11 protein-coding genes are annotated in these 16,080 nt (G+C 36.0%); 3 read left to right on the forward strand and 8 right to left on the reverse strand.

Translation table 11 applies throughout. The annotated features are described in order from the left end of the window. The first annotated feature begins 144 nt into the window (after positions 1-144). Entirely contained in the window at positions 145-1,152 is a 1,008-nt protein-coding gene (recA, locus tag LB076_RS03255) for a recombinase RecA (RefSeq protein ID WP_066333366.1), read from the forward strand. Between the two features lie 50 nt (positions 1,153-1,202). Here recA and LB076_RS03260 read toward each other — a convergent pair whose 3' ends face one another. Continuing rightward, complete coding sequence (locus tag LB076_RS03260) at positions 1,203-1,952, reverse strand: lysophospholipid acyltransferase family protein (protein WP_066333368.1); 750 nt, start codon at positions 1,950-1,952, stop codon at positions 1,203-1,205. Between the two features lie 293 nt (positions 1,953-2,245). Here LB076_RS03260 and trpS point away from each other — a divergent pair, with 293 nt between their 5' ends. Beyond that, a complete protein-coding gene (gene trpS, locus LB076_RS03265; protein WP_066332801.1) occupies positions 2,246-3,223 on the forward strand; it encodes a tryptophan--tRNA ligase in 978 nt (325 codons plus the stop codon). 70 nt (positions 3,224-3,293) lie between these two features. Here trpS and dprA read toward each other — a convergent pair whose 3' ends face one another. Then, positions 3,294-4,394 carry a DNA-processing protein DprA gene (dprA, locus tag LB076_RS03270; protein ID WP_066332806.1) on the reverse strand — a complete coding sequence of 367 codons (1,101 nt, stop codon included), beginning with the start codon at positions 4,392-4,394 and terminating at the stop codon, positions 3,294-3,296. Positions 4,395-4,497: 103 nt separating this feature from the next. On the opposite strand from dprA, the gene LB076_RS03275 reads away from it, so the two are divergent. Continuing rightward, entirely contained in the window at positions 4,498-5,445 is a 948-nt protein-coding gene (locus LB076_RS03275; RefSeq protein WP_066332807.1) for an HU domain-containing protein, read from the forward strand. Positions 5,446-5,757: 312 nt separating this feature from the next. Here LB076_RS03275 and LB076_RS03280 read toward each other — a convergent pair whose 3' ends face one another. The 6 genes from LB076_RS03280 to LB076_RS03305 all read right to left on the reverse strand — a co-directional run bounded on the left by LB076_RS03280 (position 5,758) and on the right by LB076_RS03305 (position 15,947). After that, complete coding sequence (locus tag LB076_RS03280) at positions 5,758-8,031, reverse strand: helix-turn-helix domain-containing protein (protein ID WP_066332809.1); 2,274 nt, start codon at positions 8,029-8,031, stop codon at positions 5,758-5,760. A 165-nt stretch (positions 8,032-8,196) separates the two neighbouring features. After that, positions 8,197-8,790, reverse strand: coding sequence for an OmpH/Skp family outer membrane protein (locus LB076_RS03285; RefSeq protein ID WP_066332811.1), 594 nt, complete (start codon positions 8,788-8,790; stop codon positions 8,197-8,199). 256 nt (positions 8,791-9,046) lie between these two features. Then, positions 9,047-9,895, reverse strand: coding sequence for a class I SAM-dependent methyltransferase (locus LB076_RS03290; RefSeq protein WP_066332813.1), 849 nt, complete (start codon positions 9,893-9,895; stop codon positions 9,047-9,049). Positions 9,896-10,126: 231 nt separating this feature from the next. Continuing rightward, on the reverse strand, positions 10,127-11,998 hold the full coding sequence (gene mnmG, locus LB076_RS03295; protein ID WP_066332816.1) for a tRNA uridine-5-carboxymethylaminomethyl(34) synthesis enzyme MnmG: 1,872 nt from the start codon (positions 11,996-11,998) through the stop codon (positions 10,127-10,129). A 245-nt stretch (positions 11,999-12,243) separates the two neighbouring features. Next, entirely contained in the window at positions 12,244-12,663 is a 420-nt protein-coding gene (ybeY, locus tag LB076_RS03300; protein ID WP_066332819.1) for an rRNA maturation RNase YbeY, read from the reverse strand. After that, positions 12,660-15,947, reverse strand: coding sequence for a DUF4175 family protein (locus LB076_RS03305; RefSeq protein WP_066333371.1), 3,288 nt, complete (start codon positions 15,945-15,947; stop codon positions 12,660-12,662). The genes ybeY and LB076_RS03305 overlap by 4 nt, the downstream gene beginning before the upstream one ends. Positions 15,948-16,080: the final 133 nt, after the last annotated feature.

Genomic DNA, 16,080 nt, shown 5'->3' on the forward strand with positions numbered 1-16,080 from the left:
TACAAAAGTCGAAAATTTATTAAAAAAAAGAAGTAATTTTACAAGCATTAATCTTAAAAAGCAACTAAATTGGTCTAGTCTAAAATCCAGGCTAATTTAAAGAGTCATAAAACAATACAAATGAAAGAAAAGGGAAAAGAGAAGATGAGCACAGAAAAAGAAGCCAAATTAAAAGCCTTACAATTAACGTTAGATAAACTAGACAAAACCTACGGTAAAGGAACGGTAATGAAAATGGGCGATAAAGCCATTGTAGAAGTAGATACCATTTCTTCTGGATCTTTAGGAATAGATTTAGCCCTAGGAGTAAATGGATATCCAAAAGGAAGAATTATTGAAATCTATGGTCCAGAATCCTCCGGAAAAACAACCCTAACACTACATGCTATTGCAGAAGCCCAAAAAGCCGGTGGAATTGCCGCATTTATAGATGCAGAACACGCTTTTGATAGAAATTATGCCGAAAAACTAGGTGTAGACATTGAAAACTTAATCATCTCACAACCTGATAATGGAGAGCAGGCACTAGAAATTGCCGAAAACTTGATCCGTTCTGGAGCCATAGACATTGTTGTGATTGACTCCGTAGCGGCACTAACACCAAAGAGTGAAATTGAAGGTGAGATGGGAGATTCTAAAATGGGATTGCACGCCAGATTAATGTCTCAAGCATTGAGAAAACTAACGGGTTCTATTAGTAAAACCAATTGTACTGTTTTCTTTATCAATCAATTGAGAGAAAAAATTGGAGTTATGTTTGGTAACCCCGAAACAACCACTGGAGGTAATGCCCTAAAGTTCTATGCATCAGTACGTTTGGACATTAGACGTTCTACACAAATCAAAGATGGCGATAACGTTATAGGAAACAGAACCAAGGTAAAAGTCGTAAAAAACAAAGTTGCCCCACCATTTAAGGTAGCAGAGTTTGACATCATGTATGGCGAAGGAGTTTCAAAAACAGGCGAAATTTTGGATCTAGCCGTAGAATTTGAAATCATCAAAAAAGCAGGTTCTTGGTTCAGCTACGGCGAAACCAAATTAGGGCAAGGACGCGATGCGGTAAAATCTTTAATTAAAGACAACCCCGAATTGGCCGAAGAGTTAGAAGTAAAGATAAAAGAAAGAATAAAAGAATTAGCAGAAGCATAACAAAAAGTAAAAGAGTTGGTTTTAAGCCAACTCTTTTTTTATACCAAATATTACACACCTTTGGGCTGCTGAAATTTTTTTAATTCGGAGTAAATAACCGCACGGGTTTGTTCCCGCAGGTCTTTTCGGTCTAAACCAGACTTGCCTTTGGTTGGTATTATTTTGCCTACATGCACCCGCATAATTCCTGGGCTTCCGCTAAAAAAAGTAAAGGAAAAACGTTTTTTATTATCCGCAAAAGTTATCGGGACAAGCGGTATTTGGTGGTCAATCGCTAACCGAAATGCCCCATCTTTAAAACCATCCAAAAATACCGATTCTTCTGGAACCCCGCCTTCGGGAAAAATGCACACACTTAGACCTCTACTTAATCGGTTTTGGGCTTGGGCAAAAACCTCCAAACGACTTTTGGGACAGCCTCTATCTACCAAAATACAACTTCTTTTATAGAAAAAACCAAACAACGGAATTTTGGCTAATTCTTTTTTGCCCACAAATACAAACGGATTTTGGATAACCGCCAACATTAGCATTATATCCGTCATGGAGGTATGATTGGCTACAATAAGGTAACTTTCTTTCGGATTTAGAACTTGTTCCCTTTCAATTTTATAATAAAAACCCATTCCAAAAAGAATGCATTTGGCCCAAATACGTGCCATTTTAAAAAAATAGGGATACCCCTTATCGGTACTAATTGCTACAATCAAAAATGGGAACAACAACAAAATAGGAATGGCCATCAGTATATAAAACCAAATACGCCACAGTGTCCAAAAGATATATTTAAAAGCTTTCATGGGATCAAAAATAAGCAATCTAAAGTTATCCAAGCTATAAATATTGTGTTGGTAGTTCATGCAGCATAAGGTATTTTTGACGTACTAAATTCAAAAAAAAGATATAGAACAATCATTGGCCGACTAAAGTGGCTTTGGCGCAAAAAAGAGACTAAAAAAGGCCTAAAAAGCATCTTTAGACTGCATTGTAACGCTCCCAAAACCAAACCAAGCGGCTAAACATGCAAAATATTAAAATTTTGCCCCCAAAGAATAAAAAACTTTGCGAACTTTGCGAGTAAGAAATAATTACCATGGCAAAAATACTTACCGGCGTTCAAAGCACAGGAACCCCACATCTAGGAAATCTATTGGGCGCAATTCTTCCGGCAATAAAATTAGCAGCGGATCCTAAAAACGAATCCTATCTTTTTATAGCCGATTTGCATTCTATCACCCAAATAAAAAATGGAGAAACTTTAAAAACCAATACCTATAGCACTGCAGCTGCTTGGTTAGCTTGCGGATTAGATGTAGAAAAAGTGGTTTTTTACCGGCAGTCTGACGTACCACAAACCGCAGAATTATCTTGGTATTTGAGTTGTTTTTTTCCGTTTCAGAGGCTTACTTTAGCACATTCTTTTAAGGATAAGGCAGACCGTTTAGAAGACGTAAATGCAGGTTTATTTTCGTATCCTATGCTAATGGCTGCGGATATATTATTGTATGATGCGGAGTTTGTTCCGGTAGGAAAAGACCAGTTGCAACATTTAGAAATCACTCGAGATGTTGCCTCAAGATTCAACCACCAAATGGGCGAAACCTTTGTACTACCAGAGGCAAAAATCCAAGAAGACAGCATGCTTATTCCAGGAACCAATGGCGGCAAAATGAGTAAGTCAGCCAATAATATTATTAATATTTTTTTGGATGACAAAGCATTACGAAAACAAGTAATGTCTATTGCCACAGATAGCACCCCATTAGAAGATCCAAAAGATCCCAACACCTGCAATGCCTTTGCCATTTATGCCTTATTAGCAAATCAGGAACAACTAGAGAGTATGCGGGCAAATTATCTCGGCGGTAATTACGGATATGGACACGCCAAACAGGCTTTGTTTGAGCTGATTTGTGAGACCTTTAGATCCGAAAGAGAAAAATACAATTACTACCTCAATAACCTTGAAGAAGTAGATGCTTTATTAAAAATTGGAGCTCAAAAAGCCTCGGCTGTTGCCAATACCGTTCTGGATAGAGTACGTATAAAACTCGGTTTTAAAGCTCTTTAAAATACTTTATAAAAATAATGCACAGCAAGTTTGGTCGTCCAATAGAATGCCAACTCGCTGTGCATAAAATTTAAATTGCCTCAAAGAGTTTGCCTGGCAAAGGTCTGACAACGCCTTTGAGCTCCATGTTAAGTAATATTCCAGAGATTTTATACACCGGAAAATCACAATGCAGCGCAAGGATGTCTAGTAGTTCTTTACCGGATTTCAATAAATAATCATAAATTTTTTGTTCCTCTGGATCTAGGGTAACAAAAAGTTGTTTTTGCACTGGTTTTGGTTTTTGGTTAATATCCCAATTCATGATATAAACCAAATCTGCTGCACTAGTTAGTAAATTGGCTTTTTGGGTTTTAATTAAATTATTACAACCCTGACTGTATTTGTCTGTGGTACGCCCCGGAACCGCAAAAACATCCCGATTGTAGTCATTTGCCATAGTAGCAGTAATTAAAGATCCACCCCTATCTGCAGATTCAATTACAATGGTGGCTTCGGTCATGCCGGCAACAATTCTGTTTCTGCGCACAAAATTTTCTTTATCTGGGTTAGTACTACTCCAAAACTCGGTCATAAAACCGCCATTTTGCTCCACTGCAGCTACATATTTTTTATGAGCCTTTGGATAAATTTGGTTCAAGCCATGCGCAACTACTCCTATGGTTTGTAGCTTGTATTCCATGGCCAATTGGTGTGCCACAATATCTACACCATAGGCAAAACCACTAACAATAATTGGGTCTAATGGCGCTAAATCTTCTATAAGTTTGCGACAAAACTCCGTACCATACGCCGTGATTTGTCTGGTCCCCACTATACTAATAATTTTGCGGTCTTTTAAATTAATAGTGCCCGAAGAAAACAGCAAAACAGGCCCATCAATACACTGTTTTAGTCGTTCGGGATAGTTTTGGTCCTGAAAATAAGCAACCTCAATACCATTTGCTTGAATAAAAGCAATTTCTGCCTTGGCTTTTTCAAAAACAGATGGGTCTTTCAAATTTTTGAGTAGTACTGTTCCTACACCATCAATCCCTGCAAGATCAGAAGATTTGGTTTTAAAAACAGCTTCGGCACTACCACAATGCGTCAAAAGTTTTTTGGCCATAATGGCGCCCACTCCGTTTATTCGTTGTAATGCTAATAAATAAAATAAATCGTGTTCTGTCATGCTAAATTATTGTTGCTGAAATATATAGATATTTTTTGTGAATTGTTAATAAAAATTGTGAATAAAATTTTGATAACTATTTTCATTGCATAACTTTGTAACTATGAATTTAGACTCTTACATATCTCAGCTACTCTATCGTTACCAATGTGTTATCGTTCCTGGTTTTGGTGCATTCCTTACAGAAACTCAGTCCGCACAATGGGTTGCGAGTGCTAATTCGTTTTTTCCGCCCAAAAAATTAGTCTCCTTTAATACAAATCTAAAAAATAATGATGGGTTATTGGCCAATCATATTGCGGCCACCGAAAAAACATCGTACAATTATGCCGTAAATGCAATTGAATACGAAGTAGCCAAATGGAAAAAAGCTTTAGAAAACAAAGATGTTTTGGTTCTAAAAAATATTGGAACACTGAGTACCAACGCAGATAACAATTTGGTTTTTAGACCCTCTGAACAAGAAAACTTTTTAACCAGTTCTTTTGGTTTAGCATCGTTTGTTTCTCCAGTGGTAAAAAGAACCATTTTTGAACAAAAAACAGAAAACATTGCCACCACCAATACTACCCTATCTCTGGAAACTCCAGTTTTAGAATCCAACCCTAGAAGTTCTTACTTAAAGTATGCGGCTATTTTTGTTTTAGGATTAGGATTGGCCGGAACTTTAGGCTATCCAATTTATCAAAATGAATTAGCTACACAATCTATTTTGGTAGAGAGATCGGTACAAAAACAGGTTGAAAATAAAATTCAAGAAGCCACGTTTTTTATCCAAAACCCAATGCCTGCGGTAACGTTAGCCATTCAGGAGAATAAATTACCGTATCATGTAGTTGCGGGCGCCTTTAGAGAAGAAAAAAATGCCAACAAAATATACCAAAAACTAGTAAAAAAAGGCTACGATTCCAAACTTTTGGAAGTAAACAAACACGGTTTATATCCGGTGGTTTACGGCAGTTATGCTACTTTGGCAGAAGCCGAAAAAGCAAAACGAGATATACAACAGCATGAAAATGCAGAAGCATGGGTTCTGATTGAATCTTTGTAAGCCGGATTTGCACAAAATACAAAACCTCCAAAAGCGTTCTTTTGGAGGTTTTTGGTTTTAATGCTTCGGCAAATTCTAAAACTGTATTTATAAAATCGGTAGCGCTTTTGTTATAACTGCTATTTAGAGGCTTTATTGGCTTCTTTTTTTAGGAAAGCATGCATACTATAAATTAGGCGTGATTTTGCGTACAGACGCCCAAAAACAGCACTAAGTCCTACAGAAACTAAATAGTCCAAACTGAAGAAATAAATAAATTCGAGCAGAAATCCAGTTAGGCATCCAATGAGGCTATTGTTTTGGATGCAAAATTTAATTTAGGCTGGCTTTAAACATCCGTAATTCGTTCCAACTAAAGGCATCACCCAGTTGCTCTTTCATGCTGTTTAAGGATTCTTCTTGGTAGTGCTTAAATGCCAATTGTAAGGTCTCTATTTTGTCCGGCGGCAACAACTCTTGTACGGTTACTTTTTTGGATTGTACGAGTTTTACTAAATGAGTTTCGATCGTTTGATGGGTTAGTTTTCGGATTTTAGCAATCTCTTGTATCGAATTTTTGGAAGCCCATAAATCATAGGTTTCGTCAATGGTCGATTTTTTGGGTGCTTTCTTTACTGTTTTTTTATTAGAAGTGTATCGTTCGAGGTTTTTATCGTCTTCTATCAGAGTGACATGATTTTTTTTAAATTGGTTTTCAATGGCCTCTTTTTTGCTCAAGATGTATTTTTTAATTTCCTCAGAAGTTAGTTTTTCTTTCGAAATAGTTTGGCCTGCAACTACAGTATCTATAAGCAATTTGGCTTTCATGAGTCGCAAAACGGCTTTGGTCTGCACTTCTTCTAGAAGGCATAATTCGTCAAAAAAAGCTTTAACTTTCTGGATCCGTTTTACTTCTTCTAGCTTCCACAAAACTTCAAAAACCAACTCGTCCATTGGTTTGAAAAAATAATCAAAAGCCGCTTGAATGCGCTCCGAAACATGGATTAGATCGACGGTCTCAGTATTGAAAATTTTATTAAGCTGGTGCATAAATTTTTTGGATGGATCTAAAATCCCTTCCACAGTTGTTAACTGCTTGTTTGCCCAAATGGCGTGCTTGGATTTCTCGGAACTTTCGGAGGTGTCGGAATAACTAAATTTGTGATTGCGCCATTCCTGAGCCAGATTAGACCAATCAAAGCTAGCAATCAAATAGTTATGGATGAAATTTTTGGTTTCAAAGTGTAACGAATTTTTCAAAACGTCCTCAGTAGCCTTATTCCGTGCATAATCCATCACGTCTTGGTCATTCGAAATTCCATTCATACGTAGCGGAGAAAGCAAAACAAGCCCTTTTAAGGAACGCAAACGCGATAAGGCAACATAGGCTTGTCCAGGCATAAAAACTTGCGAAACATCAATTGCTGCTTTGTCAAAGGTCAATCCTTGGCTTTTGTGTACCGTAATAGCCCAGGCCAACTTGATAGGATAGTGTACAAAGGTGCCTAAAATTTCCTCTTCAACTTCTTTAGTCAAAGGGTTCAATTGGTATCGGATGTTTTGCCATTCGTACTTTTCGACTTCTATTGTTTTATTCTCTTCCGGAAAATGGACGCTAATTTCATGCATGTCTAAGGATTTAATGACACCCATTTTTCCGTTGAAATAGTTTTTTTCAAAAGACAAATCATTTTTGACAAACATTATCTGTGCCCCTACTTTGAGTTGCAAATGCTCCTCTACCGGAAAGATTTTTTCAGGAAAATCACCTACTATCTCTGGATCATAGGTAATTAACTCCCCTTTTAGATCGGCAAGCGCTTGGGTATTCATTGCATCCGCCTTAGCGTTATGGGTGGTTAGCGTAATGTATCCTTTGTTTTCTTTCAGATCAAAATCTGGTTTGACGTATTTATTTAAAACGGCAATATCCTGTTGCGAAATCTGGTTGTTACGCAAATTATTTAAAACAGCGATAAAATCCGTATCGGTTTGACGGTAAATTTGAGACAATTCTATGTACAAAGGCGGGCTAAGTTGCACGGCATGCGAATGGAAAAAGAATTTTCCGCTATAATAATTGCGCAACGTACGCCATTCTTCGTCTCGAATAACGGGTGGCAATTGTAGTAAATCTCCTATATACAATACTTGAACACCACCAAAAGGGGCTGCTTTTTTACGAACAGTTTGCATCATATAATCCATAGCGTCCAGTAAATCAGCACGTAGCATACTTACTTCATCAATAACAAGCAATTCCATGTTTCGAATAACTGATTTTTTGAGTCCGCTCATCTTAAAATGCCTACGTAAGGTATCTTTCGATTCAAATTTAACCGTATCCGTAAACTGAGAATCAACATTAAAAGCCGGAATAAATCCGCCAAAAGGCAACTGAAACATGGAGTGAATGGTAACGCCGCCTGCGTTAAGCGCAGCAATTCCTGTAGGTGCCACGACCACAGTGTTCTTGTGTGTGGTTGCAATAATTTCGCGCAACAATGTCGTTTTACCCGTTCCTGCTTTACCGGTCAAAAAAACAGATCGTTGGGTTTGATTGATAAATTGTAAAGTATAAGCAGCGGCTTGTGATAGAGTTTGCATTAGGTATAAAATTAGGCAACTAAAGTAGGCTTGGTGAATCTAAAAATAAGGTAAAAATAAGCTTTTAATTTAAACTATTTGCGCCTAAATAATCCCTTTTTAAAACAAAAAAACCTTTATCCTGTAATGAAGAATAAAGGTTGTAAGCATTTATGTTTGATACAATTATTTTTTCTCTACCGCTTCTTTGGTAGTAGCCGTTTTAGTTGCTTCTTTGTTTTCTGTTTTAGTCTCGGACTCGTATTTGGCATTCAAAGCTTTGATAATGTCTTTGGTGATATCAAATTTTTCTTCGGCATACAAAATAGAAGCTGCATCGCCGGTTCCGTATATGTAAGCATATCCTTTTTCTTTACCATACGATTTGATAAATTTTTTGATACCCGTTACCAAACTATCCATCTCGGTACCACTTTCTTGTTGTAATTGTTGTGCTAATGCTTGTTGTGCATAGCCCAATTGTTGTTCTCTTTTTTGCAATTCTGCACCTCTACGTTGCGCCCATTCTTGCCCGTTGGCTTGTGCTTGTTTTTGAAAATTGGCAGCATCTTGTTTAAAGCGATTAATTTCAGCTTCGAGCTGTCTTCCTTTTTCTTCCGACTGTGCTTTGTATTTTGCTTCAAGATCTTTTGCCTCTGTGTATTCTTTCATTAATACCGAAGTATCTACATAAGCCGTTTTTACTTCTTTAACTTCTGCAGTTTTGTTACAAGCAACAACTGAAATAGAAATTGCGATAATTAATAATACTTTTTTCATTTTGGTTTATTTTGTAATTTAAAGTGTGTAGGACAAAAATATAAAAAAATAGCTCGTATCCTAAAAAACTTTAAAATTAAGGGTTTATTTATACTATTAGATTTTACTATGATTAAACATAAAAATATAATTTTAGTCTATAAAAAACGGCTTTCATATCTCTTTTTGGAGGCGATTTCTAAAAAAAGCATACTTACGATACCTTTATGCCCAAAATAATGCCTTAAAATAGCCTTAAAATCATTTTTAATTGTTTTTATTTATTTTTAAGCACATAAATCAACGAAGAATACTCTTCATTTCGCTTGGCTCTCCAATTGGACTGCAAACCTATAAAAAAAGCTTTTAGGTAATTCATTTTTCCGGTTTGGTATTTTTCTGAAAGTAAACTAACATAAAAAGAATCAAATTTCATGGGAACAATTTTATGCAACTCCATTTGATGCTTTCCAAAAAGTTTTTGGATGGCTGTTTTAGAAAAATGCCAAAAATGAATTGGCACATCATAGGCTGCCCAAAAAGATTGGTAGTGTTTTGCATCAAAGGATTTAAAATTTGGAACTGCAATTACTACCGTTCCATTTGGTTTTAAAACTCTTTTTAGCTCTTTAATTTGTTGTTCTAAATCTGGCACGTGTTCTAAAACATGCCACATCGTAATTACATCCATGGAATGGCTTGCCAAACTAGCAATATCTTTTACAAAAACAACTCCTTTTTGGGTGGCAATCTCTTTGGCTTTTTCGCTTGGTTCTATTGCAGTAGTTTGCCAACCATTTTTTTGGGCTGTTGCCAAAAAGTCTCCAGTGCCTGCTCCTATATCTAAAATAGAGCCTTTGGAGGGTTGCAAAGAATGGATCAAATCGAGTTTGTTTTTTAAAGCGATGCCTTTTACAAAATGATAGGCTTTTTCAAACAAGGACCTCTTATTGTCCGTATGCGAAATATAATCTTCGCTTTCGTAATACCTTCCGAGGGTAGCTAAACTAGGTTGTGGATGCGTAATTAACATATCCAGATCTTCATCCAAATATAATTCAAAAATTTCTTTTGAAACAGAATGGTCTTTTACGGTAAGAAAGGGTTTTTTGTTGGCAATGTCCATGTATGATACAATATGAATTATTTTGTTTTTATTTTTATTTAAAGTAAACCCTAAAAACAGTAGTGTTTTTAGGGTAAAATTGAATTACTTATTTATTTGCTACTACAGGCGTAGGCTAATTTTAGATCTATAGTTTCACGTGGAACATTTGGTCTAACTAATGAGATATTTTAATTTTTGGACACAACTAATGAAATCTAAATTGGCCACTACACAATATATTAAAACCCCTTACCTACCCATATAGATTAACAGCACCGAAATATCACTAGGAGAAACCCCACTAATTCTTGAAGCTTGAGAAATTGTAATTGGACGGACCTTGGTCAATTTTTGCTTGGCTTCAATAGACATGGATTTAATTTTATAGTAATCAAAATCTTCTGGGATTTTAACATCTTCCAGGCGTTTTAATTTATCTGCATTGTTACGTTCTTTCTCGATGTAACCAGAATATTTTACTTGTATTTCGGATTGTTCTAAAATTTCTTGATCTACATCATTTTCTTGAATATAAGCTTGAACCTTTTCTAGTTTCAAAATATCTTCTAAATTGATTTGCGGACGAGAAAATATTTTAAACATTTTGTCTCCCTGCGTTATCAAAGCAGTATTTTTAGATTCTAATATTGGGTTTGCCTCTGCCATAGTAACACTGGATTCTCTAAAAAAAGAAACCAACTTTTCGGACTCTTTTAATTTGTGTTCCATTCTGCGCAAACGCTGTTCTGAAGCCAAACCAATTTCGAAAGACATTGGAGTCAACCTAAAATCTGCATTATCTTGTCGCAACAAGGTTCTGTACTCTGCCCTTGAGGTAAACATTCTGTAAGGCTCTTCGGTTCCTTTGGTGATGAGATCATCTATCAATACCCCAATATAAGCTTCGTCTCTTTTTAATATTAGAGGTTCTTTTTGATTGATTTTTAAATGGGCATTAATACCAGCCATTAACCCTTGCGACGCCGCCTCTTCGTAACCAGTAGTTCCATTAATTTGTCCAGCAAAATACAAGCCTTCTACTAATTTAGTTTCTAAGGTATGTTTTAATTGTGTAGGCGGAAAATAATCATACTCTATAGCATAGCCTGGTCTAAAGAACTGTACTTTTTCAAAACCAACTACAGAGCGCATGGCTTTAAACTGAATGTCTGCCGGAAGTGAAGTCGAAAAACCATTTACATATACTTCGCAGGTTTTCCAACCTTCGGGCTCTATAAAAAGTTGGTGGCGTTCTTTATCTGCAAACCGGTTAATTTTATCTTCGATAGAAGGACAATACCTCGGACCCAAACTTTGAATACGACCGTTAAACATCGGCGATCGATCAAAACCTTCTCTCAAAATATCATGTACCTCCAAAGAGGTATACGTCATGTGGCAAGAGCGCTGATGTACCAAAGCTGTGGTAGCATCCGAATAAGAAAATTTATCTGGTTTGGCATCTCCTTTTTCTTCATTCATTTTAGAAAAATCTAAAGACCTTCCATCTACTCTAGGTGGCGTTCCGGTTTTCATTCGGCCGGATTCAAAACCTGCTTTAATTAAATCTTCGGTGATACCATGTGCAGCACCTTCTCCTGCTCTACCGCCTCCAAATTGTTTGTCTCCAACATGAATCAAACCATTCAAAAAAGTACCGTTGGTCAAAACAACCGACTTAGCTTTGATTTCAATACCGAGAGAGGTACGCACGCCTTTTACAACACCATCTACAATAATTAAACCCTGGACCATCTCTTGGTAGAAATCTAAATTAGGAGTTCCTTCTAACATCAAACGCCATTCTTCGGCAAAACGCATCCGATCACTTTGAACCCTCGGAGACCACATGGCAGGCCCTTTGGACTTATTCAACATTTTAAATTGAATAGCCGTTCGGTCCGAAATAATTCCGGAGTATCCACCAAGCGCATCAATCTCACGAACAATCTGTCCTTTGGCAATACCGCCCATGGCAGGGTTGCAAGACATCTGTGCAATGTTTTGCAAACTCATTGTAACCAATAATGTTTTGGAACCCAAATTGGCTGCCGCAGCAGCAGCCTCAGAACCTGCATGACCGGCTCCAACAACTATAACATCGTATTCTTCTTGAAACATTTTATATAAAAATTAACCTGAAAAAATCAGGAATAGTATTAAACCAAAGTATTTTTGATTCTCAAAAATACCAAACAAAAGTTCCACGTGGAACTAAAAAACTAAAAAAAATCTATCTGTTCCACGTGAAACAATAAAACTTAAGATTTAAGAAAAGTCTGTTTGTTTCACGTGGAACAAACAGAATTAAAACTAAGCGTTATTAAAAATGTTTCACGTGGAACAACTGAATTTAAAATAATGTCTTACTGTTTCACGTGGAACAAACTTAATTTTTCGTCTTCTTTGCTACGCATAAGCGCTTCGTCTTTGGGGTCTTTATCTTTGTAACCACAATAATGGAGCAACCCATGAACGAGTACCCGTCGTAATTCTTCCTCAAAAGAAACCTTAAAATCTTTAGCATTGTCTGCAACACGCTCCACAGAAATAAAACAATCTCCACTGATTTCTGCACCCATAGTATAATCAAAACTAATCACGTCTGTTAGGGTATCGTGATCTAGGTATTCTAAATTAATTTTATGTAGGTAGTCGTCATCACAAAAAATATAATTAATTTCTCCTTCCTTTTTGTTTTCGGATAAAATAACTTGCGATAACCACGCTGCTATAGCCGCTTCGTTATCTAAATTGAATTCGTTTTCGTAATTAAAATTGATCATTTTTTATTAAAATATTCTTGAACCTTATGGTTAAAATTGGAACGCAAAGGTAAGGATTGTCTATTCAAAATCTCTATGCTATTTAAATAATCTAACAAGGCCTTAGGCAAAGGCTTAGCATTAGCGCTAAATTGGTTTTTACTGATTTCAGATTGTCTTTTAGGATCCTCGCCTTGTTCTTTAATAGCAGTGTCCAATTGTAATAATTCTCTTTGTATACGAAGTATTTTTTGCAAATTATCTGGTGTAAGTCCTTTGTTCAGAAGTTGTTTTTCTAGTTGCTTCATTTGTTCTAAAGCATTTTGGCCGCCCATAGAGAATCCTTGTTTTTTTAATTCACGATCCAATGCTTCTCTAAGTAATTGTTGTTCTTTATAAATTTCTAGAATTTCTTTAGCATCTCCTTCTCCATCCTTTCCTTCTCCATCCTTACTTCCTTTAGAATTGCCAGGGTTTTTGTCGCCAGGATCTTTGCCAGATTCTATAGCGCTTTTTATTTTTTGACCCAAGCCTTCTTGTCTTTTGATTATATCTGGCAATTGCATTGCGTCACCATCACCGGGTTTTGGTTTTCCGGAACCCGGTTGGGACAAAGAAAGCTGCATGACACTAAGATAATTACTCAAAAAATCTCCTAATTTATTGGCTGCAGCAATAGTGTATTGCTGATGGGAAATACCTTTTGCAAATTGCATATCGGTAAAACGTTCTAAAGAATTATCAATATTGTACTGCATATTGCCTATTTGTTTGGTTACGTCTTCGGCTATGGTGGGATTACGCAAAGACATCGCATAGAGACTATCGTCTAGATGTTGGAACTGTTCTTTGAGATTTTGTTGCCATTTAATTTTTTTGCTAATGGTAGCAGAACTGCTTTTAGAACTTTTAAATTGATTTAATAATTCTTCTTGTGACAAAGAAAAAGCAACTAGGTTATCCAAAATCTGACGCAGCATTTTTACATCTTCTTCCATTTCTTTGTCTGCATTTTCTTGGAGAGATTCGGACATCTTCTTGGCCATAGATTGCATTTTCTTGGCAGCATCTTTTTGTTTGGGTTTTGCCTTATCTTGGTTTTGTTTTTTTAATTCTTGGGTAGCGTTTTGCAAATCCATATCAACTTTTTTGTTATCTAAAGCCTCATTAGGCAATGCCAAAGGAGATACCAAATTTTGATTGTCTTTCTTTAAAGCTTCCAGTTCTTTTTTGATAGTATCAAATTCGGTGTTTATTTTTTCTTGTTTTTCCAGCGTATTGGACTCCTTTTGGTCTGCTAATTTTTCTTGCTTCTCGGATAGCGTATTTAATTTCTCAGCAATTTGTTCTGCCTTCTTCTCTACATAATACTTTTTGGTAAGCTCTACTAATTGCTTTAAATTCTTGACTTGGTTTTTGCTGTTTTGCTCCAATTTTTCAAGCTTGCTTTGTAGGTCTTCATTCTGGATTTTGTCATTAATGCTTTTTAATTCGTCTAGAAGTTTTTTATTTTCTTCTAAATCTTTACTAGCCTTTTCTAAACGTTGTAACAAACCTTCTTTAAGAGCTTCTTTTTTTTCTGGTTTAAATTGCTCTAAATTATCTTTCATTTTGTCCGAAAATTGTTTCATCAAAGCATCTTGTTTTTCTTGCTTTTGGATAAAATCAGATAGCTTTTGTTGTTCTTTAAAATCAAAGTTTTGGTTTTCTTTACCCGACTTTTGAAGTTTATCTAATGCCGAAATTTGTTTGTTTTGTTTGTTTAATGCATTTTCTAAGTTCTGTATGCTCTGGTTTTGTTGTTCTAAAATTTGCTCTTGTTTTTCTGTAGTAGTTAAAACAGCCATAGAAAACACCCCAGATTTGCTACGCTTAAAATTATGCAAAGCATCATTATCTGAAACTTCAAAATAATAGTCATACACTACTCCTTCTTTAATAGAAAGATTACTCGGAAATGCAAACACAAATTGAGACACATTTTTAGAACTACTCTTGAGTGTTGCACGTTGAGCCAATGTAGGTTTTGCTTTAGGATAATAAACTACCTCAAGTTTTGAAATACCATAATCATCTGCAAGCTGTCCCAAAAGATAGGAGGCTCCGAGTTGTAAACTATCCGGGGCGGGCTGTACCTGTATGCTAGGATACTGATCAGGGATAACCGTTAGTTGGTAATCCAGTTTTTCGTGGTTGGGCAGCTTAGCATTGGAGGTACTAATTTGATATTCTGTGTTTTGAACTATATTTTTATGCAAAATAAAGCCATTTGGTGCTTTTTGGAAAGCAATTTGTTGTTTACCATTAAACCAGGTTACGCTTTGGGTAGCTTGGGTTTTGATTTTCCAAGTTATTTGAGTGCCCTCTGGTACTACTGCATTGCCAGTTCCTTGGATACTGCGTGCTTTTTGGTGTAGATATGCCGGAAACTGCAATTGCATTTCAAAATCAGAAATGGAAGGTACTGCAAGTACTTGCAACAAATAATCCTTAGAAACTACTTCGTTTGCTTTCAAATAAAAAGGAACATTGGCATTGGGATTGGTGATCTTAAATTGAAATTCGCCTGTTTTGGTGCTTTCTAAAAAATAACTTTCGGAACCCATCACAATCTGGACTTGTTCTGGAACGAGCTTACCGACAGTTTTAATTTTAAGAACAAAATCTTTATTTTGTTGGGTTTCTAAATGGCGGTTTACTACAACAAATTCAAATGGTGCTGGTGGTAAAAAAGCCGTATTGTAATGCACTACCCGATGCAAACTTTGAGAAAGAAGTGCCGTATTGCCAGACCAATAAAACAGCCCAAATAATACCAACGGAATTGCAACCAATGGAAGGTATTTTTTGTTGGCTTTTAAAACAATAGCGTTACCAAAAGGAATGGGTTGAAGTGCATTGGCTTTTTGGGTGATGGATGCCGCTAATAATTCGGACATTTCTAGAGAAGCGGTTTTGGAAGAAAGCTGCAAAAAATTAGTCAACGTATCTTTTACATTAGCAAAATGATTGCCTATAAGTATCGAAGCTTCCGGATACGAAAGTCCTTTTTGTAATTTAAAAAGTTTAAAAAGCGGAAAAAGTATCAGCCGAAGCAACAAGAAAACTTCTACTAGAATGAAGGTCCAAAACAAAACCGTTCTGGCTAAGGGTTGGAGCCAAAGAAAATATTCAATAAATAGGGTGAACAAAAAATACAAAAGCCCTAAACCGATAAAAAAAATGATACCCCGAAGGAGTTCATTCCAATAGTACTTTCTAATGAATGCTTCGAGCTTTTGATAAATGGCGTTTGATATTTCCAAGACTATAATTGTTTTATTTAACCAATAAAAGTAACCATTTATATTAATATAACGCATTAAAAATAACCAAAGCAATTAAAGCTATAATTAACTAATTGTTGCATTATATAAAAAAGTATTGGAAAGTGTATCT

Origin of the sequence: Flavobacterium crassostreae, assembly GCF_001831475.1 — a bacterium.
Taxonomy (GTDB): domain Bacteria; phylum Bacteroidota; class Bacteroidia; order Flavobacteriales; family Flavobacteriaceae; genus Flavobacterium; species Flavobacterium crassostreae.

Excerpts from the sequence above, each read along its gene's own strand:
- recA (WP_066333366.1), top strand. The coding sequence starts at position 145 with ATGAGCACAGAAAAAGAAGCCAAATTAAAAGCCTTACAATTAACGTTA.
- LB076_RS03260 (WP_066333368.1), bottom strand. The coding sequence starts at position 1,952 with ATGAAAGCTTTTAAATATATCTTTTGGACACTGTGGCGTATTTGGTTT.
- trpS (WP_066332801.1), top strand. The coding sequence starts at position 2,246 with ATGGCAAAAATACTTACCGGCGTTCAAAGCACAGGAACCCCACATCTA.
- dprA (WP_066332806.1), bottom strand. The coding sequence starts at position 4,394 with ATGACAGAACACGATTTATTTTATTTATTAGCATTACAACGAATAAAC.
- LB076_RS03275 (WP_066332807.1), top strand. The coding sequence starts at position 4,498 with ATGAATTTAGACTCTTACATATCTCAGCTACTCTATCGTTACCAATGT.
- LB076_RS03280 (WP_066332809.1), bottom strand. The coding sequence starts at position 8,031 with ATGCAAACTCTATCACAAGCCGCTGCTTATACTTTACAATTTATCAAT.
- LB076_RS03285 (WP_066332811.1), bottom strand. The coding sequence starts at position 8,790 with ATGAAAAAAGTATTATTAATTATCGCAATTTCTATTTCAGTTGTTGCT.
- LB076_RS03290 (WP_066332813.1), bottom strand. The coding sequence starts at position 9,895 with ATGGACATTGCCAACAAAAAACCCTTTCTTACCGTAAAAGACCATTCT.
- mnmG (WP_066332816.1), bottom strand. The coding sequence starts at position 11,998 with ATGTTTCAAGAAGAATACGATGTTATAGTTGTTGGAGCCGGTCATGCA.
- ybeY (WP_066332819.1), bottom strand. The coding sequence starts at position 12,663 with ATGATCAATTTTAATTACGAAAACGAATTCAATTTAGATAACGAAGCG.